22 protein-coding genes and 1 tRNA gene are annotated in these 25253 nt (G+C 52.9%); 13 read left to right on the top strand and 10 right to left on the bottom strand.

The window, feature by feature from the left end:
• Positions 1-75: 75 nt before the first annotated feature.
• Positions 76-429: a VOC family protein gene (locus tag NYE26_RS08800; RefSeq protein ID WP_339255157.1), complete on the top strand. Its 354-nt coding sequence runs from the start codon at positions 76-78 to the stop codon at positions 427-429.
• Positions 430-934: 505 nt separating this feature from the next.
• On the opposite strand, the gene NYE26_RS08795 is transcribed toward NYE26_RS08800, so the two are convergent.
• Positions 935-1007: transfer RNA gene (locus tag NYE26_RS08795), tRNA-Lys, on the bottom strand.
• Positions 1008-1152: 145 nt separating this feature from the next.
• Entirely contained in the window at positions 1153-2460 is a 1308-nt protein-coding gene (locus NYE26_RS08790; protein WP_339255156.1) for an amino acid permease, read from the bottom strand.
• A 132-nt stretch (positions 2461-2592) separates the two neighbouring features.
• On the opposite strand from NYE26_RS08790, the gene NYE26_RS08785 reads away from it, so the two are divergent.
• From NYE26_RS08785 to NYE26_RS08770, 4 genes are read left to right on the top strand one after another with little or no spacing between them, the layout of a single operon-like run.
• Complete coding sequence (locus NYE26_RS08785) at positions 2593-3873, top strand: serine hydrolase domain-containing protein (RefSeq protein ID WP_339255155.1); 1281 nt, start codon at positions 2593-2595, stop codon at positions 3871-3873.
• Complete coding sequence (locus tag NYE26_RS08780) at positions 3873-4691, top strand: ABC-2 family transporter protein (RefSeq protein WP_076085067.1); 819 nt, start codon at positions 3873-3875, stop codon at positions 4689-4691. Before NYE26_RS08785 ends, NYE26_RS08780 begins: the two co-directional genes overlap by 1 nt.
• A gap of 32 nt (positions 4692-4723) precedes the next feature.
• On the top strand, positions 4724-5506 hold the full coding sequence (locus NYE26_RS08775) for an ABC-2 family transporter protein (protein ID WP_036725439.1): 783 nt from the start codon (positions 4724-4726) through the stop codon (positions 5504-5506).
• Positions 5506-6498 carry an ATP-binding cassette domain-containing protein gene (locus tag NYE26_RS08770; protein ID WP_339255154.1) on the top strand — a complete coding sequence of 331 codons (993 nt, stop codon included), beginning with the start codon at positions 5506-5508 and terminating at the stop codon, positions 6496-6498. The genes NYE26_RS08775 and NYE26_RS08770 overlap by 1 nt, the downstream gene beginning before the upstream one ends.
• Before the next feature lie 109 nt (positions 6499-6607).
• Here NYE26_RS08770 and NYE26_RS08765 read toward each other — a convergent pair whose 3' ends face one another.
• Entirely contained in the window at positions 6608-7672 is a 1065-nt protein-coding gene (locus NYE26_RS08765) for an ABC transporter substrate-binding protein (protein ID WP_339255153.1), read from the bottom strand.
• 248 nt (positions 7673-7920) lie between these two features.
• Between NYE26_RS08765 and NYE26_RS08760 the strand changes: the two genes are divergently transcribed.
• The 4 genes from NYE26_RS08760 to NYE26_RS08745 all read left to right on the top strand — a co-directional run bounded on the left by NYE26_RS08760 (position 7921) and on the right by NYE26_RS08745 (position 12013).
• Positions 7921-9027, top strand: coding sequence for an iron ABC transporter permease (locus NYE26_RS08760; RefSeq protein ID WP_209874625.1), 1107 nt, complete (start codon positions 7921-7923; stop codon positions 9025-9027).
• Entirely contained in the window at positions 9027-9794 is a 768-nt protein-coding gene (locus NYE26_RS08755) for an ABC transporter ATP-binding protein (RefSeq protein ID WP_339255152.1), read from the top strand. Before NYE26_RS08760 ends, NYE26_RS08755 begins: the two co-directional genes overlap by 1 nt.
• A 211-nt stretch (positions 9795-10005) precedes the next feature.
• The gene (locus tag NYE26_RS08750; protein ID WP_339255151.1) at positions 10006-10524 is read left to right on the top strand and encodes a hypothetical protein; all 519 of its coding nucleotides are present in this window, start codon (positions 10006-10008) and stop codon (positions 10522-10524) included.
• Between the two features lie 346 nt (positions 10525-10870).
• The gene (locus NYE26_RS08745) at positions 10871-12013 is read left to right on the top strand and encodes an asparaginase (RefSeq protein WP_339255150.1); all 1143 of its coding nucleotides are present in this window, start codon (positions 10871-10873) and stop codon (positions 12011-12013) included.
• Between the two features lie 121 nt (positions 12014-12134).
• Here the strand turns inward: NYE26_RS08745 and NYE26_RS08740 are convergent, their stop codons facing one another.
• From NYE26_RS08740 to NYE26_RS08730, 3 genes are read right to left on the bottom strand one after another with little or no spacing between them, the layout of a single operon-like run.
• Positions 12135-12860, bottom strand: a complete 726-nt coding sequence (locus NYE26_RS08740) for an ABC transporter permease (RefSeq protein WP_339255149.1) — start codon at positions 12858-12860, stop codon at positions 12135-12137.
• A 12-nt stretch (positions 12861-12872) separates the two neighbouring features.
• Positions 12873-13625, bottom strand: coding sequence for an ABC transporter permease (locus tag NYE26_RS08735; RefSeq protein WP_339255148.1), 753 nt, complete (start codon positions 13623-13625; stop codon positions 12873-12875).
• Complete coding sequence (locus NYE26_RS08730) at positions 13622-14539, bottom strand: ABC transporter ATP-binding protein (RefSeq protein ID WP_339255147.1); 918 nt, start codon at positions 14537-14539, stop codon at positions 13622-13624. The genes NYE26_RS08735 and NYE26_RS08730 overlap by 4 nt, the downstream gene beginning before the upstream one ends.
• A gap of 162 nt (positions 14540-14701) precedes the next feature.
• On the opposite strand from NYE26_RS08730, the gene NYE26_RS08725 reads away from it, so the two are divergent.
• The 4 genes from NYE26_RS08725 to NYE26_RS08710 all read left to right on the top strand — a co-directional run bounded on the left by NYE26_RS08725 (position 14702) and on the right by NYE26_RS08710 (position 18863).
• On the top strand, positions 14702-15415 hold the full coding sequence (locus NYE26_RS08725) for a response regulator transcription factor (RefSeq protein ID WP_339255146.1): 714 nt from the start codon (positions 14702-14704) through the stop codon (positions 15413-15415).
• Entirely contained in the window at positions 15415-16797 is a 1383-nt protein-coding gene (locus NYE26_RS08720) for a HAMP domain-containing sensor histidine kinase (protein WP_339255145.1), read from the top strand. The genes NYE26_RS08725 and NYE26_RS08720 overlap by 1 nt, the downstream gene beginning before the upstream one ends.
• 139 nt (positions 16798-16936) lie before the next feature.
• The gene (locus NYE26_RS08715) at positions 16937-17500 is read left to right on the top strand and encodes a hypothetical protein (protein ID WP_209874654.1); all 564 of its coding nucleotides are present in this window, start codon (positions 16937-16939) and stop codon (positions 17498-17500) included.
• Between the two features lie 55 nt (positions 17501-17555).
• On the top strand, positions 17556-18863 hold the full coding sequence (locus tag NYE26_RS08710) for a TerD family protein (protein ID WP_339255144.1): 1308 nt from the start codon (positions 17556-17558) through the stop codon (positions 18861-18863).
• 12 nt (positions 18864-18875) lie between these two features.
• Here the strand turns inward: NYE26_RS08710 and NYE26_RS08705 are convergent, their stop codons facing one another.
• The 4 genes from NYE26_RS08705 to NYE26_RS08690 form a co-directional block, all read right to left on the bottom strand.
• Positions 18876-19352 (bottom strand): hypothetical protein, encoded by a 477-nt coding sequence (locus tag NYE26_RS08705; RefSeq protein ID WP_339255143.1) that lies wholly within the window; start codon positions 19350-19352, stop codon positions 18876-18878.
• A 124-nt stretch (positions 19353-19476) separates the two neighbouring features.
• Positions 19477-24186, bottom strand: coding sequence for an Ig-like domain-containing protein (locus tag NYE26_RS08700; RefSeq protein ID WP_339255142.1), 4710 nt, complete (start codon positions 24184-24186; stop codon positions 19477-19479).
• A 324-nt stretch (positions 24187-24510) separates the two neighbouring features.
• Positions 24511-24837 carry a carboxymuconolactone decarboxylase family protein gene (locus NYE26_RS08695; RefSeq protein ID WP_036725472.1) on the bottom strand — a complete coding sequence of 109 codons (327 nt, stop codon included), beginning with the start codon at positions 24835-24837 and terminating at the stop codon, positions 24511-24513.
• Positions 24838-24866: 29 nt separating this feature from the next.
• Entirely contained in the window at positions 24867-25253 is a 387-nt protein-coding gene (locus NYE26_RS08690; protein WP_339255141.1) for a tautomerase family protein, read from the bottom strand.

The following is a 25253-nucleotide window of genomic DNA, read 5'->3' as shown; positions in this document are numbered from 1 at the left end:
GTTAAAATATGCGGATAGCTTATCTTAGCAGCAATTGAATTGTACAGCAAAGGATGGATCATGATGGAGCTCACGATGAATTGGATTACACTCAGGGTACGCAATTTGGAGGCTTCCCTTGATTTCTATCACCGGATTCTAGGGCTTCCTGTGGAGCGCAGATTCGAGAGCAGAGGGAAGCAGATCGTCATGCTGGGGATAGAGGGGCAGCCGAAGCTGGAACTCATAGAGGGCAGTGACCCGCCGCTGAAGCCGGAGTGCGGAGTCTCTGTAGGCTTCGAGGTCGCATCGCTGGACAAGGCTATGGCCGAACTTGCTAAGGAAGGAATCCCGGTAGCCCGCGGCCCTATCGCGCCGAATCCCAGCCTGCGCTTCTTCTATATTCTGGACCCAGACGGCTTCGAAGTGCAGCTTGCGGAGCATATGTAACGGCGTTCGGATGGGCTTGCTATCCACGGACTAGCACTAGTGTGCCTGATTTGCTGATTTAGCCTGCGATTGAGCCGAATGAGATGCAATAGTGCTCCTCATTTGGCCCACGCGCCTGCATGCCAGCACAATGTATGCTGTTTTCCACATACATTTGAGCCATGCGCCTGCATGTGAACACAATGTATGCTGTTTTCCACATACATTTGAGCCATGCGCCTGCATGTGAACACAATGTATGCTGTTTTCCACATACATTTGGCCTATATACCGCTGTACCAGCCGTTTGTACTCGGTTTTTAGCATAGCATTCAGCCTTTTACCGATGAAATTAGTTACACTCCTGCTCTCCCGGCGACCCTTCAGCCCCATTCAGCAACCAAGTCACTCTAGGAATCATTCAAAGAGCTCTTTTCCACAAATGTAGACTCACCTTGTCCACAACAGGAGGAATTATAATTTCCTGTACAGCAAAAAAACGGCATTTCTGCCGTTTCTTAAGGGATGGACTCTCAGGGGCTCGAACCCTGGACAAATAGATTAAGAGTCTACTGCTCTACCAACTGAGCTAAGAGTCCGTATGGTGTCTATGTATGATTCTTCTAGACGATGATCTCTAAGCTGACTGCGTCCGCTCAAAAGTACTTTCATAGTATACTTTTTTGAACGGGCGCTGTCAACTGTTTTATTAAAAGTTTCTCACACTTGGCTATGAACAGCTGTCTACACGCGATTCTTCCGCATCATCACCACATACACGGGGAGTCCGGCAAGCGTGATGCCAATCCCAATAAGCGAGCGCAGCGGATCACTGATGATCGTGCTGGCCAGAATATAGAGCCCCCCTGCTACGCCAAGGATCGGGGTGAACGGATAGAGCGGCACGCGATAGCGGCCTTGTACAGGCGGCAGCTTCCTGCGCAGGAGGAACACGCCGAACACGCCCATCGTGAAGAAGATCCACAGGACAAACACCAGCAGATCGGTCAGCGTATTGAAGGTCCCGGAGAAGATATAGATCACGGCCAGTATACTCTGAAAAACAAGCGCATTCGCCGGTGTCTGGAACTTCGGATGAATGCTGCTCAGCACCCGGGAGAACGGAAGCTGTCCCCGCTCCCCCATCGCCTGCGGCACCCGTGCTGCGGTCATGAGATAACCGTTCAGCGCACCCAGCACAGAGACAATAATGCCTGCCGTAATAAAGGCTCCGCCGCCGCTACCGAACAGCGCCTCTGCTGCATCGGCACCCGGAGTCGGGGACGACACGATCTGGTCATAGGGCAGCGCCTGGAACACCGCAATATTGAACAATACATACACGGCGATGACAAAAATAACACCGATCGAAATGACTTTGGGCAGCGTCCTGGCCGGGTCTTTGATCTCTCCCGCCATATTGGTTACGCTGATCCAGCCGTCATAAGCCCAGAGTGTGCCGAGCACCGCAGCCCCGAAGCCTGCACCCGCAGCCGCTGTACCGATGCCTCCGAAGCCGGGAGCCAGATCCGAGAACAGCCCGACGCCCACAATGCCCGCCACCGGAATCAGCTTTCCAACCGTAGCCACCGTCTGAATGATCCCGCCGAACTTCGTCGCTATAACATTCATCAGCAGAATGAAGCCCAGAATGCCCACGGCAAGCAGCTTCTGCTGCCATGCATTCAACGGCAGAAAGTAACCGGAATAGGTCGCGAAGGCAATAGCCAGCGCCGCTACAGAAGCCGGATAAGAGATCACCGCCTGCACCCAGCCGAGCAGATAACCGAACACTCCGCCGTACAAATCACTTAAATAAGTATATAGGCCTCCCGACTTCGGAATGGCAGCCGCGATCTCCGCCACACTCAGCGCCGAAGCCAGGGTAATGATCCCTCCAACACCCCAGGCCACAATACTCATCCATGGGCTACCCGCATTATTCAATACAATTCCGGGCTTCAAAAAAATCCCCGATCCGATAATCATCCCGACCACCAGGGCCAGGGCTTGCAGGAACGTAATACTTTTGGTTAACGGCTTTGTTGTCATGATGTGATTCATTGTCCTTCCGTTCTGTGAAATATTTATCATGCTTTTATTTCTCTATTCGTCCTGTTCACCCCTCTTTTTGAGCCGGAGAAATTGGTTATAAACCAAACTCCCCATTGTAACTAACACTATATGGAAGATATACTGAAGCCTGGGCGTATTTCCCTGGGCATAGCTGGTTCGCTCAGCGCCACAACCTTCGAGGAGGCATATACCTTTATGCTCTACACTCCAGGCATTACCGACTGCTCACCGGCAGAGGTGAATTATGACGCAACAAGAATCGGGGTATTGCATACCCACTTCCAGCAACTGATCGATGACAAAAAGATTCAAGCCGCCTCATATTGTATATCCAGATACGGCAAGACGTTCATGCACGGCGCCATCGGCCCCCTCTCCTACCGCGAAGAGCGGACGGAGCCGTTGTTGCCGACTACCGTTCATAGAATTGCTTCAATCACCAAAGCCATTACCTCCGTGGCCATAGCCAAGCTTGTGGAGGATGGCGTGCTCCGGCTGGACCTTCCCGTCGGCACTTTTCTGAAACCGTTTAACGTGGAGCCCTTTGCCAAAATCGATATCTACAGCCTGCTTACCCATACCTCCGGCCTGTTTCCCGACTGCGCGGGCAGCATGATTCCGTATCACAAAAGCTATTGGCAGCTTATCGGCGAATACTTCGACAGCTACAGGCCGGAGGACGGGGAGCCGGACTGGATCACCGCCGCGCTGAGCTGCGGCGTGAATAAGAAGGTAGGCGAGGAATGGCAATACTGCTCCTTCGGCTTCTGTATTCTTGGCGAGATTATCAAGAAGGTGACTGGCGTTACCGCCGAGCAGTACATAGAGGAGAACATCCTGAAGCCGCTCGGCATGAGGGATACGATGTGGGAGCCGACGCCGGAGCTGGCGGGGCGCTTCATTATCCGCAACGAAATGCGGGAGAAGCAGTTGAATGAGCTGGCCCAAGGCATCCAGCCCGGGGTCTCTGCGGCAGAAAAGCTGTGGGAGACGGTATCCAGCACCGGCGGAGGGCTGTCCTCCACACCGGCTGACCTGATCCGCTTCGCCAACATGCTGCTGGGCATGGGCCGACTGGGTGAGACCCGCATTCTCGGCCGCAAAGCCGTCGAGAAGCTCACCACCCGTACACTCTACGGGGTTCCCGACTACTGTTGGGGCAATGATGTCAAAGACCGGAGCTACGGTATTGGACTGGATATGCGGAAGGGTCCCGCCTTCTTTTACTCCGAGGGCAGTTATTTCCATGAAGGAGCCGGAGCCTGCTGTATGGTGATGGACCCTGCCGAGCAGCTTGCTGCGGTATGGTTCGTGCCGTTCAAGGACGATAACTGGTACGCGGAGGCGCTGTTCAATGTCACCAATATTATCTGGTCAGGCGTGATCTGATGAACCGTCTCAAGCATAACTGGAGGATCTGCCGCTCCGTGGCGGCGGTAACCTATAAGGAGTGGAGTGCCTACCGCACCCACTCCCTGGTGTCCGTAATCGTCGGTCCTGTCTATTTCATGGTGCAGTATTTCATCTGGACCGCAGTCTATGGAGGGCAGGCTACACTGGGCGGGCTTGATCTCCAGCAAATGATCCGCTACTTCGGGGCAACGGCGCTGATTGGTTACCTGATCATGGATTTCGCCGACTGGAATCTGTCGATGCTTGTCCGCACCGGCAAGTTTCTGACCTTCCATCTGCGTCCGGTCGATCACCGTTCCTTCGCGCTGTTCCAGAAGCTCGGACACCGCTTCCTCGGCTTCGTGTTTGAATTTCTGCCGTGCCTGCTGATTTTTATCTTTATCTTCGGCATCGATATGCGGCCGGCAAGCCTGCCGTGGACCATAGTGTCCGTGCTGCTCGCTTTTCTGATGAATTTCTATGTCAACTATACGATTGGCCTCACCTCCTTCTGGCTGGTGCAGTCAGGGGGCATACGTAGCGCGTTCATGCTGGTATCGGGGATTTTCTCAGGTGCGCTCATTCCGCTGGATTTCTTCCCGCACTGGCTGCAGGTGACCCAGTTGTTCCTGCCATTTCAATACATTGCTTATATGCCTGCCATGGTGTTCACCGGCCATTATTCACTCGGCGGCCTGGAGTTATCCATCCCGGAGGCTGTCGGCATGCAGGGAGCGGCTGTGCTGGTAATGTTCGGGTGCAATGAGCTGGTCCGCCGCCGGGCCATGAAGCAGTTTACCGCGGTCGGCGCGTGAATGAATGCCCCGAAGAAAGGAACATTCTTGACATGAAAAGGTATGTAGAGGTATACAAGCAGTGCATGTACTCCGCCGTGCAGACGGCTTCGGCCTATAGGATGAACTTCATCGTCAGCAGTCTGATTACCCTCATCGGTAATATACTGTTTCCGCTGGTGACCCTGCTGATCTACCGGGCAGGCACCAGCTTCCCCGGCTGGAGCTTATACGAGGTCTTGTTGATCCAGTCCGTATTCACGATGTCCAGCGGCCTCTCCAGCCTTGTCTTCGGAGGGGTCATGTGGACCACCATGTCGCATGTCCGGGAGGGCAGCTTCGAGGTAGTGCTGCTTAAGCCGCTGAATCCGCTGTTCTACCTTGTGGCTACGACCTTCTCCACCGAAAGTGCCGGGCTGTTCCTGGGCGGAGCGGCGTTATTCGTGTTCTCCGCCTGGCATGTAGGCGCGATTCCGGCCTTAGCCTGGCTGCAATTCGCAGGCATGTTCTTCGCCGGAACGGCAGTCCTGGCCGGATTATCACTGATGATGGCGGCGATGTCGTTCAAGTGGGTGGGCAATTCGCGGATTTCCGAGCTGGCCGACAGTGTACTGAGTGTCGGCAAGTATCCGCTGCCGATCTTCCCGAAGGCGGTGCAGGCGGCAGCGACGATGATCATTCCTGTGGGCATGGTCGGCTTCCTCCCGGCCTCGGCGCTGCTTGGCCGGGTAGGAGCCAGTGATTTTGCAGCGATACTGCCCTGCTTTGTCTTTCTCTGGGCAGGCATTTGGGTCTACCGGCACATGATCAGATTATATGAGGGGGTTGGCGGCTGATGCCGGTTATAGATGTGAAGCATTTAACGAAGACATACACCACTTATAAGCGGGGCGCAGGCATGGGGCAGACCTTCAGGAGCTTCTTCAAGCGTGAAGAAGTCTCGGTCCAGGCTGTGAACGATATCAGCTTTGCCATTGAGCAGGGCGAAATCTGCGGCATGCTGGGGCCTAACGGGGCCGGCAAATCGACGACGATCAAAATGCTCTGCGGCGCACTCTACCCGACAAGCGGGGAGATTTCGGTCCTCGGCTATTCCCCGGCCCGTGACCGGAAGCGGTATGTCGGCAAAATCGGAGCTGTCTTCGGCCAGAAATCCCAGCTCATCTGGGATATTCCGCCCATCGACAGCTTCAATATGAACAAGGCCATCTACGGAATCTCCACCCTGGATTTCAATCATCGGCTGGAGGAGCTCGCGGCGCTGCTGGAAATCTCCCAGGTCATTGAGAAGCCTACCCGGGTGCTGTCGCTGGGCGAGCGCATGAAATGCGAATTCGTCATGGCCATGCTGCACCAGCCGGACATCCTGTTCCTGGATGAGCCGACGATCGGGCTGGATGTGATCGCCAAGGTCAAGATCCGCGAATTCATCCGCCAGATGAACAAGAAGCTGAATATGACCTGTATCCTGACCACCCATGATCTGGAGGATGTGGAGGAGCTGGCGCACCGGGTCATCGTCATTAACCATGGCGAGAAGGTGTTCGATGATTCGCTGCAGCGGCTTAAAGTCTTTCTGGGAGAGAAGAAGCAGGTCAGCTTTACCTTTGTAGAGTCTGTGCAGAACACCCCCTTCGACAACGATTACACCAAGGTGGTTGAGCGGCCGTCAGACTTCCAGGTTACGCTGGAGGTGGACACCGCCCGCATCTCGATCAGCGAGTTCATCGAGAATATCTCCCGCAAGCACGGCTTCTCGGATATTTCGGTCAAGGAGCTGCCGATCCAGCAGGTGGTCATGAATATTTATGAGAGTGCACAAGCATAAACCAACAAACAGCCTGAACCGTCACTTTACCGTGACAGCTCAGGCTGCTTTTTTCCAGGCATTTATTAGCTCTTATAGACGGAGTAACTCCCGCTTAGGCAGCTTCGTCTTACTTCGCAGCAGCCAGCTCAGACGCAAGCTTCTCCGCCCCGTCAAAGATGGAATAGCTATATCCCCAGAACTGGTTGAAGTCAATCTTATAGATCGCTTTGTTCTGGATTGCCTTCAGACTCTGCAGTGACGGATCGGCATAGAACGCTTTTATCGACTGGTCAGCATCAATACCGCCTGTGTACACCGAGATCAGCAGGACATCCGGGTTGGTCGCGATTAATTGCTCCTTGCTGATCTCACCGGTCACATCCGCGTAGCTGTTGGTCAGTCCAAGCAGTCCCAGCACATCTCCCGCAAAAGTATCCACGTTCCCGCTATAGACAGCGATCGCGCCGTTTCCCCCGTCAGAGACGTAAGCAAAGGTCTTCCCTCCTGCTGCTGCCCCTTCCTTCAGCTTCGCAGCACGCTCCTTCAGCTCTGCAATATATGCAGTAGCCTTCTCCTGCACATCAAAGATCTGGCCGAGCTGTTCAATATCCTTGTACAGGCTGTCAAGCGTTGCCCCTTGCAGACTGGTGCTCTGCACGAAGGTCTTGATGCCCAGCTCATTGAGTCCGCCTACCGTCCCTACTCCCCAATCCGCATCTGCGAACAGGCCGCCGCGCCCCATCACCAGATCCGGGCCTCTGCCTACAACGAGTTCTTTACTGGCATAGTCCTGGGAGATGACAGGAATCTTCTTGAATTCCTCTTGAACCGCCGGATCGCCTGCACCATAGAGAGCCGCAACCCCGACCATTTTGTCGGTAAGCCCCAGCTTAATCAGCAGTTCAGCCGCACCTTGGGTATTCGCTACTACCTTCTCAGGAGCCTTATCGAAGGTCTGCGCTTTAGTCGTCCATTCGGTGCCTTCCCCGTTATTCGTATGGTTCTCAACAGTAAGCGGATATATCGTCTTGGCTGCCTGTGCAGTCTCCGCCGGTGCGGGACTGGCCGATGCAGGTGCAGCCGTTGCCGCCGCTTCCTTCTCATTACCTGCATTGGAAGAACAAGCTGCCAGCATGACCGCCATCACCAGAACCGCCAGCAGCGGTACATATCGTTTGAATATTTTCTTCATTCTCTTAGGTCCCCTTTTCTGTATGTATGTTAGTTATCCTGCGGGTAGGGCATTAAGCCCATAGCCTTGCAGGGGATACCTCCGTAGAATATAGAAAGTTGGACAGCATGTCAATGAGAATTATTATCATTGACAATCGTTCTCAATATCCTTTATATTTAAAAACATGCTACGATATTCTGCTCACAGTGTCTTCTGATGAGTCAGTCCATACTAATCTTTTAATGTAAAGGAGCCTTCCCATTGTCATGCATACTGATCTAGCCATACCTTCACAGCCTAAGCAATCTCTCATTCATTCCCGTTACGGCTTCATGGCTGTTATAGGCGTCCTGTTCATTATCACCCTGCTGTCTGCCGGGGCTGCGGTCTCCTTCGGCCAGGTGGATATTCCTGTCTCCCAATCCTACCGGATTCTGCTTCATCACATCACAGGCATCCAGATTGGAGATATGCAGGAGCTGACGAACGGTTCTTTCGTGGATATTATCTGGAAAATCCGCTTCCCGCGTGTCCTGATGGCGATGTTCATCGGCGCCGGACTTACGCTATGCGGGACGATTATGCAGGCGGCGGTACAGAATCCCCTGGCTGATCCATACATACTCGGTATTTCCTCCGGCGCTTCGCTGGGCGCAACCTTCGCCATCCTGATCGGCTTCGGCTCGATGGGGCTGCTCGGCCAGTCGGGAGTCGCCTTTTGGGCTTTTGCAGGAGCGGTTGGCGCTTCTCTGCTAGTCCTCACACTTGCCAGTGCGGGCGGCAAAATGACCTCCGTCAAGCTGGTGCTGGCCGGGATGGTCATTAACGCTCTATGTACCGCTTTTGCCAACTTCATTGTCTATTTCGCGAACAATGCCGAAGGCATTAAGACAGTTACCTTCTGGACGATGGGCAGCCTGGCCGCCTCCAGCTGGGACAAGCTGCCGCTGATCTCGGTCACCGTCCTGCTCGCCGTTATCCTGTTCCTCTCGCAGTTCCGTGTGCTGAATGCCATGCTGCTAGGAGATGAAGCGGCGGTTACGCTGGGCATTCATCTGGGTGCCTACCGCAGAGTCTACATGATTCTCACGGCGCTGATTACCGGCGTTATGGTAGCAAGCTGCGGGATGATCGGCTTCGTGGGACTGATTATCCCCCATCTGGTGCGGGGACTGGTAGGCTCGGACCACCGCAGGCTGCTGCCGGCGTCGATTCTGTTCGGAGCGATCTTCCTGATCTGGACGGACGTCATTGCCCGGACCATCGTACCGAATGTGGAGCTGCCGATTGGGATCATTACCGCCCTGATTGGCGCGCCGATGTTCATGTACATGCTGATTAGAAAAGGCTATGCCTTCGGAGGGAAAAGCTGATGAATCTGAATGTTGAACGGCTAAGCGTCTCTTTCGGTGAGGCGAAGATTGTGCAGGAGGTCTCGCTGAGGGTGCAAAATAAGCAATTCGTCGGTCTGATCGGCCCGAACGGCTGCGGCAAATCGACACTGCTCAAGAGCATCTATAAAGTCATTAAACCGCGCCAGGGCGATGTCTTCCTCTCTGAGCTTAATGTGATCAAGGCCAGCCCGAAGCTTGTTGCCCGGAAGCTGGGCGTAGTCGGCCAGTTCAACGAGCTGAGCTTCGACTTCACCGTTCGTGAGATGGTGGCAATGGGCCGGACGCCCCACAAAGGCATGCTGGAAACCGACAGCCAGCAGGACGCTGACATTGTCTCGGCCGCACTCCGCAAGGTCAATCTGGAGGGGCATACTGGCCGCAGCTATAATTCCTTATCCGGCGGCGAGAAGCAGCGGGTCATTCTGGCGCGTGTGCTGGCCCAGCAGCCGGAATTCATGATTCTGGACGAACCGACCAACCATCTGGATATCAAATACCAGCTGCAGATTCTGAATATCGTCCGAAAGCTGGATATCGGCATTCTCGCCGCCCTCCATGATCTCACCCTGGCCGCTGAATACTGCGACTATCTGTATGTTATGAAGGAAGGCCGGGTCGCGGCCAGCGGAGTCCCTGAGGATATTCTAACGAAGGAATTAATCCGCGAGGTCTTCGATGTGGAGTGCGAGACCTACCGCAATCCGGTCACTGGAGCGCTGGGTATCGCCTATCTGGAGACAAGGTAATCCTTCGGGACAAATGGAAACGGCTTTGCCGTCCTTTTAAAGGACGGTACCGTTTCAGCGAGAAGCTTCTACAGCCTGCGGCTCTGTACCCGCAGGTTTATTCTTTTTGCAGGATGTTGAAACTATTTTCACCCCTTGACGGTCTAATGGTCAATCAAATGCTTCAAGAAGCCAATAAAGGAGTGAAAGAGCTGAAAGCCCAGCCGTAAGTGTGCCTTCCTATACAGTCGACCAGAGGCAGGCTCCGAACCGTCTGATCTTCACCTTTAACGGTGTCCGCAGCTTCGATTACGATGCGCTGGAGCAGGATATACTGGCCTCACCGCTGGTCAGTGATGTGTACAGAAATATCATCCTGGATGATTCCGCCATGCGGTTCGTGGTTGAACTGAAGGAAGGCACCCGCCATACCCTTACCGAGTACAGCAATCCGGGTACGCTTGAGCTGAAGCTGACAGCAGAGGGCAAGGCCCCTGCGTTTAAGGAAGTCTACTATGTACGCAGCGAAGGAATGCCTCCTGGAGAATCACTGGCTATCCTGGAAGAGATCTATCTAGATGACGATGTTACCTTCCTGAAGACAGCCTCTGGTGATTTCGCCGCTGTCATCGGCGGTTTCGCCACTCGTGAAGAAGCTGAGCAGAAGCTCGCAGCAATCTCCGCGCGTGAAGACTATGCCGGGAACCTGCGTGTGGATAGCTGGATGAGCAATGGACATCCGGACGATTGACCGTATTCCCACAGGCAGGTTGTGAAGCAGCGGCCGCTTTTATTGCCCTACCCATCCGCGTCAGCTTTAAGGAGGGGAAGAGCATGAAAGCGGCCTTTTTGTGCGGCAATTGCAGCTCCAGATGAAATTCCCTCTATACACCTGATGGGCGATCGCTCATCGTTACGGACTTAAATGTAAAGTATGTGTCATTTATATGTTTTGTATAATTACACAAAATCAATTTTATCTAAATTTTTATGCATATTTATGAATTTATTTTACATAAAAGTAAAATTATCATTTTGACAATTATGAATAATGTCATATATACTTACACAGAAATCAAATTAAGAGGAGGTCACTTATGAATCTTATGCAAAAAAGAAGGCTAAGTCTCTTTACCGCTCTGTTGGTTCTCTTCACCATGTTATCCTTCCCTTCGATCACGAAAGCCGCTGAGGTCACCACACCCGGGAAAATTATTCCGAATGTCGTTGTGGTAGGTGTCGGAGGAACCATCACCTCCACTTCTCCTTCCAGAGAGCTGTTTCAGACGTATGGCACGCCAAAGGTATCCATTAATGATATTATCCAAAGACTACAGCCCGAGCTATCCAAAATAGCCAATGTCACCAGTACTGAGTTAAGCAATATCAGCTCGGCGCAAACCACCTCCAAGGACTTATACAACCTTACCATCGCTATCGACAAGGAACTGGCCAACCCGGCTGTTCATGCTGTAGTTGTTACTACCGGCACCAACATCATGGAAGAGTTGGCTTACTGGACTGATCTCACTGTCCGCAGTCCCAAGCCTGTTATCTTCACCGGGTCCATGCGACAATCCAATACGATCTCCTTCGACGGGGAAGCTAATCTGCTGAATGCAATCCGGCTGGCTGCAAGTCAGAAAACCACTTACTATGGTACAGTTTTGATGATGAATGATGAATTCTTTGCAGCCCGGGAAGTTACCAAGACCGATGCGCTGCGCCTGGATACCTTTGACGGGGGCCGGTACGGCGCTCTGGGAACGGTAGACGAGAACCGGATTCGTGCGGTTCGTGCGCCAGCCCGCGTCAGGGATGCCGGAACAGAGAAGTGGAAAACCCCTTTTGATCTCAGTACGATCCAGCCGGAGGATTTGGCGAAAGTCGATGTTGTGTATAGTTATACAGAAGCCTCCGCTGCGCCCATTACGGCCTTGGCTAATGAAGGGGTTAAGGGGATCGTAACTGCGGGTCACGGCGCAGGAGGCATCTCCACCGCACAGCAGGCAGCCCGTACGGCAGCTATCGAGAAGGGCGTCTTATTCGTAAGTGCAACACGCGCGGGTTCAGGCGCAGTATATGACACAGGCGCCAAAGGCATCATCGGCGCAGGCGATTTACTCCCGCAAAAGGCAAGAATCCTGCTTCAGCTGGGCCTTACCTTCTCCAAGGACCAGGAGCAGATCCGTCAGTGGTTCTCTACCATTGGAATGCCGGATTACGATATGAGCAAATAAGAAGACACGCGCTTTTCGAGCGGCTCCTCCACATCATTTCCTCATAGGGCACAAAAGATAAGCGGAGGCCCCCGGCCTCCGCTTACTGCTGCTTAATGCTTCTACACCTGCCCGCCACGCATCAGCCTACGTCCTTATATCTCAATCTGCGAATCGACCAGACTGACAGAACTACAAGGTACACTCCATTCATCAGGAAGAATAGCAGATTCTCCATAGCCGTCAGTCCGCGCTGGGTAAGCACGCCCATACCAATGGTCAGCAGCGAATATGGGAACAGCAGCCCCAGCTTGAGCACATACAGGCCCAGCCCGACAAAAACCGCACATAGACTGATTCCGATAGGCGCTGCAAAGCTGCGGATACGGATGGACAAGCCGAGCTGCAGAGCGGCAATACTCAGCGAAGCCACCCAGCCGCGCAGGGTCCACACGATGATGTCCATTGGAAAATCCCCCGTCATAGACAGCATCTGTCCTGCCGCCCAATACATTAGAAGGAATAGCGCCTGCGCTCCGGCAATCAGCATGCCCACAATAACAAGCTTGGCTATAAAGAGACTGGTTATGGATACTGGAGCAGCCAGGATCATGTTCCAGTTCCGGTTCACATGCTCCAGCCTGCAGACAAACGCGCAGCAGATGGCAATCAGAATCGGCAGGAAGAACTCTCCATAAAATAAGCTTACCTGAGTCCATAAGCTATACCACTCTCCCTGCAAGGCCTCACGGTTCATCACAAAATTAGCACAGCCGATCATCAGGCTGACCACAGGCAGACTGACCAGCACCAGTCCCATCCGCGAGCGGCGCAGCTTGGGCCATTCGGCAGCAACACTTCTAAGCATAAGTTCTCCTCCTTAGACCGATTGTTTGGAGACATGGGTATTCCCGGCAACATACAGAACCAATGTCAGTATCAGAGCTGCACTTAACTGAATCAGAGGCATGCTTCCGGTAATATAGGTTCCTGATGAAGCCTTATACACATAAGTCACCGGACTGAGCTCCAAATAATAAGACCAGACGACTAACTGACGGACAGCGGCAGGGAACAAGCTTGCGGTCGTCCCCAGGAACCCGCCCAGCATGCCAAGACACAGGGCAAATGCCTGATTCTTCACCGCCAGCGATATCCATTGCTGCATCGCAATAATCAGCAGACTGGCAATCAGAGTACCCGCAGTGAACTGCAGCAGCAGGCCTGCCGGAAGCGGTTCTGCGAGTCTATGGAACAGGCCGAAGCCGGTAATAAAAACAACCTGGGCCAGAATGCCGTAGAGGATCAGGCTTCCGGCACAGACGAATTTGGCGGCATACACCGTCTGGCGTCCGACAGAAGTAGTCATCAGCATTTTCCAGGTATCCCCTTTATGCTCCATGTCGCAAATCCTTGACACTACAATCGCCGACAGAATCGGCAGGAACAGCCCGTTCATCGACGAGAGGCTGAAAATCAGCGCTTCCCAGGTGGCATTGTCCGCACTCCGCGAGATCGAGATGCTCATGGACATGGCCGCCCAGCCCAGCTCGGCGGCCAGAAAGAGCGTCAGCATCGCCCATACCTTTCTCCGCCGGATTTTGTAATATTCCAGGAACAAGGCTTTCATCACAGGCTCCGCTCCTTTCCGGTGAGATCCAGGAAGATATCCTCCAGACTCTTCCTCGACTCCACGATCCGGCTCACAGCAATCTGGCCGGACACCAGAATCTCATTGACCCGGGCCACCTCAGAGTCCGGCATGGCGCTGAACACCAGCTGCTGCTCCTGCATTATGGGCCTGTACCCGTGCTCCGACAGTATCCGGACTGCCCGGGCGGGATCATTGATCCGAAAGTGAACCGCCGCCCGGTTCTGCGCCTGAAGCGCAGCCATCGCCCCCTGGAACAGCAGCTTGCCGTCACTGATGATGCCAACCGAGGTAGCAGTCTGCTCAATCTCCGACAACAGGTGGCTGGATACCACAATCGTCATGTCATACTGGGCAGGCAAGGATTTAATCAGCTCCCGGATCTCTCCGATCCCCGCAGGATCGAGCCCATTCGTAGGCTCGTCCAGAATCAGCAGACTCGGGAAAGCCAGCAAGGCCATAGCCAGACCCAGGCGCTGCTTCATTCCGAGTGAATACTGCCCGGCAGGCTTGTGCCGGTGATTATCCAGCCGGACAATCTGCAATACCTTATCAATATTTTTGGCAGGCAGGCTGCGCAGCCGCTGCATGACTTTCAGATTCTCAAGGCCCGTCAGATGTCCGTAATAGGAAGGCGACTCAATCAGGGAACCCGTCCGGTTCAGAATCTCCAGCCGGTGGCTCCGCAGCTCTTGGCCGAACAGCTTAACGGTTCCTTGGGTGGGTTGCACCAGTCCCAGCAGCATCTTGAGCGTAGTCGTCTTCCCTGCTCCATTCGGACCGAGGAAGCCGAAAATCTCTCCCTGCTGCACCTTTAGATTTACCTGATCCACCCGGGGCGTTCCCCCATAGGTCTTGGTCAATTGCTGTGTCTCGATAATTGGTTGAGTGTTCATAGGTTCCAGTTCAGCTCCATTTCTCTCAAGTTGGCTCTTGCTTCCAAGCATAGAGGCCTTCCCTTGCTCCAGGCTGAAGATAACCTTACGCCTACCTTAAATACACCGGTTCCTCCATTCTTCACCGCCTGATCGTGTATACTAATTCATGGGTGATGACGATTGAATACGATGAAGAACCGCAAAATAATGATCGTTGAGGACGAGCCAAAAATACGTGAGATGATCGAGCTCTTTTTACGAAAAGAAGGGTATTACCGCATCTATGCCGCTGGAGATTATAGCAGTGCCCTCGCCATGTGCCGCCAGGAAAAGCCGGATATCGCCATTCTGGATGTGATGCTGCCGGACGGGGACGGGTTCTCGCTTCTCTCCGCCATACGGACCTTCTCCGATATGCCGGTACTCTTCCTGTCGGCACGGGGCGAAGATGAGGACCGCTTGCTGGGGCTGGGCCTGGGAGCCGACGATTATATCGTCAAGCCTTTTCTGCCGAGGGAGTTAATGCTGCGTCTGAGCGCTGTGCTGAAGCGGGTATATGCCTCGCCGATTCCAGAACGGCTGCCTGTCTTCAGATCAGGTGAGCAAGTGGTGGATCTGAACAGCGCTGTGGTACGAAGAGACGGCCAGGAGCTGCCTCTGACGGCTAAAGAGCACGCCATTCTGGTCAAGCTCTATGAGAACCGCGGCCGGATTGTGACCAGCGATGCTCTCTGCCTGGCGGTATGGGGAGATGACAGCTACGGGTATGAGAATACCTTAATGGTGCATATGCGGCGTATCCGCGAGAAGATCGAAGCCGATCCCTCGAAGCCGGTACAATTGCTGACGGTCAGAGGGCTTGGGTATAAGCTCTTGGTGCAGGAGGCGCTCTAATGGACAGCGCGGTCCGTATTTTACGCAAATTCGTAGGTTCTACCCTGCTGGTCTCTACGCTTCTGCTCCTGTTCAATCTGATTCTGCTGGGTTCCCTGATCTTCAAGGAAACGCATCAGGAGGCTTCACCGGAAAAGGTTGTGCGGGAGATATCCTCAGCTCTGCAAGAGTCTGACGGCAAGTATTCCCTTAATCCCAAGGGGGGTGCCCTACTTCAGCAGAACCGGGCCTGGGCTATGCTGCTGAACGCGGAAGGCAAGGTGACATGGAGTGAGCAGCTGCCGCCGGAGATTCCGCATGCTTACAACATCGTAGAGGTGGCGAAGTTCTCACGCTACTACTTGCTGGAATATCCTGTGTATATCTGGGAGCATCCAGAAGGACTTATTGTCGTAGGCTATCCTAAATATTCATATGAAAAATATCAGCTCGGATACATGACGGACTGGCTGCGCTCCCTTCCCTTAAGAGTGCTGCTGCTCCTGATCTGCAATGTGGCACTGGCCGTGGCCCTCTCCTTGTTCATCGGCACCCGGCTGATCCGCAAGATCCGGCCCCTGATCAACAGCATTCATGCCCTGGCCAAAGACAAGCCGGTTAACCTGGAGACTGCCGGACTCTTCAGTGATTTGTCCGAGAGTATTAATTCGGCTTCCTCTACCCTGCAGACCAGGAGCTCGCAGCTGAAATCACGGGATGAAGCCCGCTCCAACTGGATCGCCGGGATCTCCCATGACATCCGCACCCCGCTCTCGATGATCCTGGGCTACGCAAGCAATCTGGAGGAACAAGACAACCTGACCGGAGAGCAACGCCAGCAGGCTGCCATCATCCGCCGCCAAGGCGAGCAGCTAAGGTCGCTGGTCAGCGATTTGAATCTCGTCTCGATGCTGGAGTATGACATGCAACCGTTGCAGCTTAAGCCGGTACGCTTATCCGCTCTGGCCCGGACCGTGGTATCCGACTTCATTAATAACGGCCTGGAGGAGCGTTATTCACTGGACCTGTGCATTATGGACGAGCGCCTGCAAGTGATGGGCGATGAGAAGCTGCTCTACCGTGCAGTAAGCAATCTGGTCCAGAACAGCATCCGGCATAACCCGGATGGCTGCCGGATTGAGATTAGCATCCTCCGCAGCGGGAAAGACTCCTGTTTCGCCTTGTCCGTATCGGACAATGGTCAGGGAGTTCCGGCGGAGCACTTGCCGGAGCTGGTCCTGCTGCCTTACTCCGGGAAGCGGACCCTCCCCGTCCGGCAGGGCCACGGGCTTGGCCTTCCGATGGTCGCCCGCATTGCCGAAGCCCATAAGGGCAAGCTTGTTCTGGAGAGCAACACCGGCCATGGACTGCGGGCCACCCTGCAGTTTCCCCCTTTGGCGTGAAGACGGATGGACAGCGAATGGAAGAACCTCTTGCGGCGCAAGAGGTTCTTCCATTTAGGCTAAAATCCTCTCTCCAAGATTCCCCATTTTCTGCTATGCTAATAGAAATCCAAAGTAGAAGCAGGAGGCGCGCAATAGAATGGATGCATTTCAATACGAGCTTACATCTGAGACAGCGATCAACTTGAGATATGAGTATGGGGGTGAGTATTTTACATTCAACCTGTTCCGGGACGACAGCGGGTGGGTGCTTCATCCGTTTGACGGGATGCTGCTGAGGAATCAGGCGATGTGTACGCTAGTTGCGCAGGAGCTGTTCAAGCACAAGCCTTTTCAGGTGATGCTGGCCAAGGAAGGAATTCTGTTCACCGACATACGCTCCACGGTCAATCTGGATAATGTCAGCGCGCCGGTTGCCGCACGCAATGAACGCGAGTCACGCGGTAATCCTGCAGACGATCTGATGGAATTCGTTCAGCAGCACTCGATTGAAGAGGTCATTGACTACGAATGCAAGCTGGTGGGGAGCCGTATCTCCTTTTACCAAGAAATTCTACAGCGCATGTTCATGGACAACCTGGGCCCCTCGGACCCCGAGTTCCAGAAGATACAGGATATTGTACGGATCTACGAGCAATCCCTGGAGCGCCTGACGGATCTGAATGGTCCCAATCTGGATGCCGGAAGCCGGGGCAGATTCTGAGTCTGCCACCCGCACTTATACATGCTTGAACTACTCATAGGAAAGGCTGGTTCTCATGACACTTGAGCTTATCAAGGGGCAAAAATGCAGCTTAACCAAAGACAATCCTCTCCTCGGCCGCATCATCGTAGGCATGGGCTGGAATGAGGCAAGGGCCGGGGTCGAGATTGATTTCTCCGTTTTTTTACTTACCGCGTCGCAGAAGGTTGCAACAGAGAAGGATCTTATTTTCTATGGCAATCCTGCGGCCTCGGACCAGTCTGTAGTGATACTGCCGCCCGCGCAACGAGTCCATAGCGGACCCGCTGACGATACACAAATTGCTGTAGAGCTTAGTCTAATTCCTGCGGAGGTTGAGCGGATTGCCTTTGCCTTGACGATCTATGAGGCGGAATCAAGACAGCAGAGCTTCTCGCTGCTCTCCGATCCCTATCTGCGCATTATGAACGCTGCGGATGGAACCGAGCTTCTCCAGTACCGCCTGGGCGGCGGTTATTCCGTGGAGACGGCCATTGTTGCAGGGGAGATCTACAGATATCAGAACGAATGGAAATTCAGCGCGGTCGGCTCCGGTTATGCGGGAGGCTTAGCCGCGCTCTGCCACAGTTACGGAATACAGGTCAAGGATATATTGCCCGTTGTTCAAGCTTCCAGAGCAGCCGAACCTGCCCGCAACTCCCCCTTTGTTCTTCCGGAGCTGCGGTCACGGCCTAAGCCGGTCGATTCATTGCCTCCCGCAGCACCAGCCGCTCCTTCCGCTTCGCCCTTGAACCCGGACACCATCGTACTCAGGCGGCACGGGGAGACCCTCCGTCTCCAGCAGGGAGCAGGAGCCGCAGGAGAGATTCTTATCAATCTTAACTGGCTTCAGACTCCATCCTCCGGGTGGTTCGGAAGCAGAGGCATTGACCTGGACCTCGGCTGTCTGTTCGAGCTGAAGAACGGCCTTAAGGGTACGGTCCAGGCACTCGGCGAATCGTTCGGCAGCTTAAACCGGCCGCCCTACATCCTCCTAGACGGGGATGATCGCACCGGCTCCATCGTCACAGGCGAGAATCTGCGGATTAACGGACATCACCTGTCCGAGATCAGCCGGATCGTCATCTTTGCTTTTATCTATGAAGGCGTTACGAACTGGTCACAAGCCGGCGCCGTTATAACCATCAGCCAGCAGGGCGGGCCGGAGATTAAGGTGCAGCTGGACGAGCATAACAACGATAAGGGGATGTGCGCCATCGCCATGCTTCGGAGCCAGCCAGATGGAAGATTCAGCGTGGAACGGCTTGTAGAGTATTTCAGCGGGCACGAGGAGCTGGACCAGCGTTACCACTGGAATCTGCGGTGGGAGTTGGGGAGTAAGTAGCGGCCAGCATAATCAGGAACAACGTCCCCTGGCGGGCGGGTGATACCGCCGATAGCGCTGAGCCACCTTCTGCCGGACCAATGTGGTCGGTTTTTCGACCACATTGGACTCACTCGCCTCACGCTGGCCCAATGTGGTCGGTTTTTCGATTACATTGGGCCCACTCGCTCCACGCCGGACCAATGTGGTCGGTTTTTCGACCACATTGGACTCACTCGCCTCACGCTGGCCCAATGTGGTCGGTTTTTCGATTACATTGGGCCCACTCGCTCCACGCCGGACCAATGTGGTCGGTTTTTCGATTACATTGGGCCCACTCGCTCCACGCTGGCCCAATGTGGTCGGTTTTTCGATTACATTGGGCCCACTCGCTCCACGCCGGACCAATGTGGTCGGTTTTTCGATTACATTGGGCCCACTCGCTCCACGCTGGCCCAATGTGGTCGGTTTTTCGATTACATTGGGGCCACTCGCTCCACGCCGGCCCAATGTGGTCGGTTTTTCGATTACATTGGGGCCACGTGCTCTCGTGGCAGCCTATAGCTTCAGCCGCACACAAAACAGCCCTTCCCCGTCTAAGACGGATGGAAGGGCCGTTTGTGCTGTATTTATTTTATTCCGCAGTATGATCTACAGATGCTGCCTGGATGCTGCCGAATGCCCAATAGCTTGCCGGGACATCTGCCCATTTCTGGGCTGCGCTGGTCAGAGGAGCGATCTTCAGAGCACGGTTGATGATGGTTACGGCTTCCGCACGTGTTAACGTCTGGTCTGGACGGAATGTTCCGTCCTGATAGCCGGTAATCATCCCTGCCTGAGACATCCGCTCAATAGCGGCCTGCGCCCAGTGCCCGGCAATATCACTGAAGCCAGCCGCATGGTCTTGGGCACTAGTGATCAAGCGTGACAGGATGGTCGCCATTTCGGCTCTTGTAATCGTCTGGTTAGGCTTGAAGCTGCCGCCCCCATAACCTTTCATGATGCCGCTTCGCGTCACTTGACCGATTGCTTCTGCCGCCCAGTGTCCGGCAGGAACATCGGAATACGCTACACCAGCAGTGACTGCGGAATGGCTGAAGGTGCGGGCAATGATGCTGGCCGCTTCTGCCCGGGTGATGCTGTTGCCTGGCTTGAAGGTACCATCGGCATAACCCGTCATATACGCCTTCACCTGTACCGCAGGATCTTGTGCAAGTACAACGGTAAAGGTACTAAATTTGCTGATGCTAAATTGAATGCCTGACTTTCCGGTCTGGCCGAAAGGTACGATCTCTCCCTTGACCAATTCTTTGGTGCCGTCGCTGTGCTCGATGAAGACCGCCAGTGCCTTCAGTTGCTCCGCCGTTAACGAAGAGTTGCCAAGCGGCAATACTAGTGTAACCGGACGGCTCTGCAGATTGGTCTCAATCGTTACCGGACGGCTTACCAGCGTAACTGTTGCACCGCGGGATACACTTTGCACCTGGGCTTTTGCAAGGGCTTCAACCTCTGCGCTCTGTTGCGATGTCTTCAATGGAACAAGGTTGAAATAAATGTCTGTACCGAATCCGGCCATCGAGCTGCCTGGCACCTTCACCTCAGCATTCACTGTGAATAGGTCCAGCATGATCTGATTGTCAGCAAATTGCTTGCTGGAAGCTGCCGGAATCGTCAATCTGGTTCCAGCCACCTCATCATTCTTATCAGGCACGATGATTCTGGCAATACTCGAACCGGCAGCCTTAAGCTCATTGACCGCGCGGATGGCTTGTTCCAATGTGAACGTAAGGGTATCACTCTTCACACCGCTCGCATCCTTGGTGCGGGTAATGACAACGGAGGATACCATGGAGCCTTGAGCAGCCCCGTTTTCAACGTTTGCGTTAATACTTTCTGTCTGAGGACTTGGTGTTGGAACCGGAGCCGGTGCTCCTCCCCCTGATCCTGAACCGCCGCCCGGTGCCGGTGTAGGAGATTCAGTTGGCGTGACTGGAATAGGAACTATTGCGAAGCTCCAGAGCTTACTATCCGCAAGTCCTGCATAACTGTTACCTGCTTCATCTGTAAAAGCACCCGGTTGTATAAGCACGTAATAGCTGCCGCCCTGCTTCAGCAGGCCGTTCGTGTTGATGCTGACGGTTGAGTTCGCAATCGAAACTAGCGTCTTGTCGTCCGCTTTAATCGACTTAACGACTTCACCATTCTCTGCATTTACAATCTCAATATTGCCTTTTCCAGCAAGCACATTCTCGTTAAAAGTCAATGTGAGTGCAGCCGATACAGGCACATGCGTTGCATTGCCTGCCGGACTGTAAGAGGTCACTACAGGCGCTGCTGTATCTGGCGCACTGGTGGTCACAAACCGCCAGGCGTTAATGCCTGCAATACCGGCATAGCTGTTGCCTGCATTATCGGTGAATGCTCCTTCAGAGACCCGCACAAAGTAGCTGGTACCATGCTCCAGATTGGCAGCCGGATTAATGGTGACCACATTATTTAGAATGGTTACCATATCCGAAAGTGTTGGAATCGTCAAGACCGGATGATTATCATCTAAGCTGCGGAAAATCTCAATAGTACCCGCCGCCGCCCGTACATTTTCGCTGAAGGTAAGGGTCAGATTCGCGTTAACTGCTATTTCTGTGGCCCATGGCTCCGGCGAATAGGTAATCACCGTTGGCGAGATCCGATCGGGTGCATCTGTAGTTGTGAACTGCCAGACTGTGCTCTCTGCATTGCCGGCATAGCTGTTGCCTGCGAGATCAGTAAATGCCCCGGCTCCAATCTGTACATAGTAGCTCGCACCATACTTCAGATCATCCGTAGGATTAATCGTCACTACATTGCTATGGATAGTTACATTCCCTGAAGTCGCAGGAATCGTCGCTGCCGGTGTATGATTCGCACTATTGTAAATGACGATATTGCCTGCCCCAGCCTTTACATTCTCGCTGAAGGTAAGGGTCAGATTAGCATCTGTTGCTACATCCGCTGCCCCATTTACAGGCGTAAAATGCTCTAATGCAGGAGCTGTCGTATCCGGCGCAGCCGTTGTGGTGAAGTGCCACGTGGTGTCGTCTGCGATACCGGAGTACAAGTTGCCGGATAGATCTGCGAAAGCATCTCCGCTAATCTGTACATGGTAGCTTGTACCATATTCCAGATTGTCAGCCGGGTTAATCGTGACTACATTGTTCAGAATGCTTACGTCCTTCGCAGCAATGGTAGCCGCTATTTGGTCAGACGAGTTGTTGTAGATAACAATACTGCCTTCCCCTGCTTGTACATTCTCGCTAAAAGCAAGCTCCAGGTTAGTTCCGATAGCTACCTCTGTTGCCCCATTCATAGGCGAGTATGTGCTTACGATTGGCGCGGTCGTATCCGGTTCGCTGGTGGTACTAAAGCGCCAGGTTGTATTGTTAGTGATACCGGCATAGCTGTTGCCCGACATATCCGTAAATGTACCATTATCAATCTGGACATAATAGCTTGCACCATAATCCAGATCAGCCTCGGGGTTAATCGTTACAACTTTGCCGTCAACGATTACTTCATCAGAACCAACAGGGATCGTCACAGGAGGAACTTCGCTGTTCGTGCTGTTGATTATCTTAATTTGGCCTTCACCCTTCTGTACATCCTCATTAAAGGTAAGAGTAAGGTTGGTGCCAATCTCTTCATTCGTTGCTCCATCTTTAGGAGAAAAACCACTCACCACCGGCGGTGTAGTATCAGGTGCTTCTTCTGTTGTGAACTGCCAGGTGTCCTTGTCCGAAATACCTGCATAAGAGTTAGCGTTGTCTGCTAGATCTTTGAAAGCTCCTTCATCGATGTTTACAAAGTACGTAGTACTGTACTTAAAATCATCATACGGAACAATGGTTACCACGTTATCCTTAACCGTGACATTCTCTGAGTTAACCGGAATTACCATTAGGTTTCCTTCGTCCATACTGTCATAAATCACAATGTTGCCGCTATCTGTCGTTACATCCTCACTGAAAGTGAGCGTCAGATTTGTGTCAATGGCTACTCCTACCGCCCCTGGCACAGGAAAATAATCACTTACAGTCGGAGCTTCCGTATCTCCTGGTCCGGCAACTGTCGTGAAACTCCACTCAGCCGCTGCGATTGCTGCATTTCCGCTTGCACCGTTAGTGAAAGCATTCTCGTCAACTGTAATGGCATATTTAGCCCCTGCATCAAAATCCTTACCCGGATTAATCGTTACCGTATTGGTAGCTGGATTTACTGTTACTCTGCTGGCGTCATCCGCCGGGATGGTTTCAACCGGGGTAGATGTATCCGCAGCCTTGAAAATATAAATATTTTCAGTTCCCGCCTCTACCGGCTGATTAAACATGATCTCCAGATTTGCATTTACTTCTACATCGGTCTCATCATTCCCTGGAGTCAGACTGAGGACCCGCGGGATGTTAGGAATGACATAAGACATAATGATCTCTCCGGAATCACCCGCTGCAATAAATTGATTAAGAACTTGATAAAATACAATGCCGTTAAGATTAGCAGTTGCGTTTGAAGTCTCAGGCTTCCATGTCTGCCCCAGATCACTAGTGGAGAACACTTTCCCGCTATCTCCTGCGGCCATAAATACGCTGTTTCCGAAAGTTATTCCATTCAGGTTCACTTTCGACTCAAGGACCTTTGCTGCGCCTTTCGAACTTTCCGGAGAAGTAATAATAGTTCCAGACGCACCAACCGCTACGAACATTCCGCCGCCAAAGGTGATTCCGTTCAATTTGTTGGTTGTTTTACTTGTCACCTTGGTCCAATCAGATCCATCTTTGGACATTACCACTGTACCGTTATCACCCACCGCTACAAACTTACCGTTACCGTAAGCCACAGCGTTCAGATTCTCATTAGTGGCTGAGAATACGATCTCCCAGTCAGGGCGATTGTCATTTTTGATCATAATCATTCCTGAATCGCCGACTAGAACTAATGTTCCATCGCCGTAGCTGACTCCATTCCAGTTAAAACCGGCGGAGCCATCGGAGGGTGTCCAGGACACGCCATCTGTTGACGTTAGGAGGATCCCATTGTCACCGACTGCAACGAATTCGCCGCCTGCGCCCTTATAAATAATACTATTTAAATCCTCGGTTACATCAGAATCACGAACAGCCCATGTCGAAGGGCTGCTTGCGGTAACAATACTTCCTGCTTCCCCCACTGCAACTAAAGTATCTGAGCCTATAGCAACTCCGTTTACGTTGATGCCGTCTGGCAGCGGACCAACATTGTCCCAGCTTGCCTCACCATTGTCCGTTGAACCCGCATATACCGGAAAGGCTCCGGTCCAAACCAAGCTGATCACGAGTAACAACGAGAAATATTTTTTCAATCCCTTACCCTTAAACAAATGTATCGTTCCCCCTTGTTCATTCATCCTGTGCGCTATATTGCAAGTTCTGCTGGAGTCTAGCATCTGCCCCCTTAGAAAATTTCATTTCTGCGCCCATTCTATCAGACAGCTCTAAACAAACTCTTAACAATTCTCGACAAAAACCGATTCATCAGGACCTAATTGGGGTATAGCTCTAAAAAAAATGAAAAAACAGCGATTTTCTAACCTCTTATCAAAAAAATTGTCTAAACCCAAAAAAGCGCACGGAGCTTTCGCTCACATGCGCAATTGTGGTTATATTTCCTCGAAAATCCCCTTGGCAACCTGTATCGCCGATGCGGCACGCGGCCAACCTCCATAAAAGGCGAGGTGAGTCATTGCCTCGATCAATTCTTCTTCGGATAGACCGTTCTCCAGGGCCAGACGGATATGAAAGGGCAACTGCTCGGTAAGTCCACCGGCAACCAGGGCCGATATCGTCAGGAGACTGCGTTCCCGAAGCGATAATTGTTCCCTTCTCCATACCTCCCCAAAGAGCACCTCCTCCGAATAGCGGGCGAACGAAGGAGCAATGTCTCCAAATGCTTCAAGAGCATTCGATGCAATTCTCCGATGCTTCATTCCAATACCTCTCTTCCTTATATGAACATTCATTCAATCATCTGTGCGATGCCATTGCCAAACGTCCAGTCCTCGAATTCTGTATCGACCAGCACGACGAAGACGTCTTCTTTCCTGATGCCCAGGGTGCTCGACAACATTTCGGCCAGCTTGCTGTAAAAGCCCTTTTTCTGCTCCTTGCTTCTCCCGGATTTCAGCGTAATTTGAATAAAGAGCAACCCATCACTCCGCTCTATGTTTAAGTAATTCGGACTGTAATAAAATCCGCTAGCTTTATGGGCATGAAATACCTGAAAGAAATCATCTTGCGGCACGTTAAAATATTCCCTTAGAGCACTCATAATTTCGCGGCTAATGATAGGCAGCTGTTGGTCATCGTATTTGTTCTCCAAGTAACTGACTCTGACAAAAGGCAT

It is taken from the genome of Paenibacillus sp. FSL P2-0136, from assembly GCF_037975325.1.
GTDB classification, from domain to species: Bacteria; Bacillota; Bacilli; order Paenibacillales; family Paenibacillaceae; genus Paenibacillus_AQ; species Paenibacillus_AQ silagei.
Note: the sequence above shows the minus strand (reverse complement) of the source record. Positions and strands in the feature narration are given on the sequence as shown.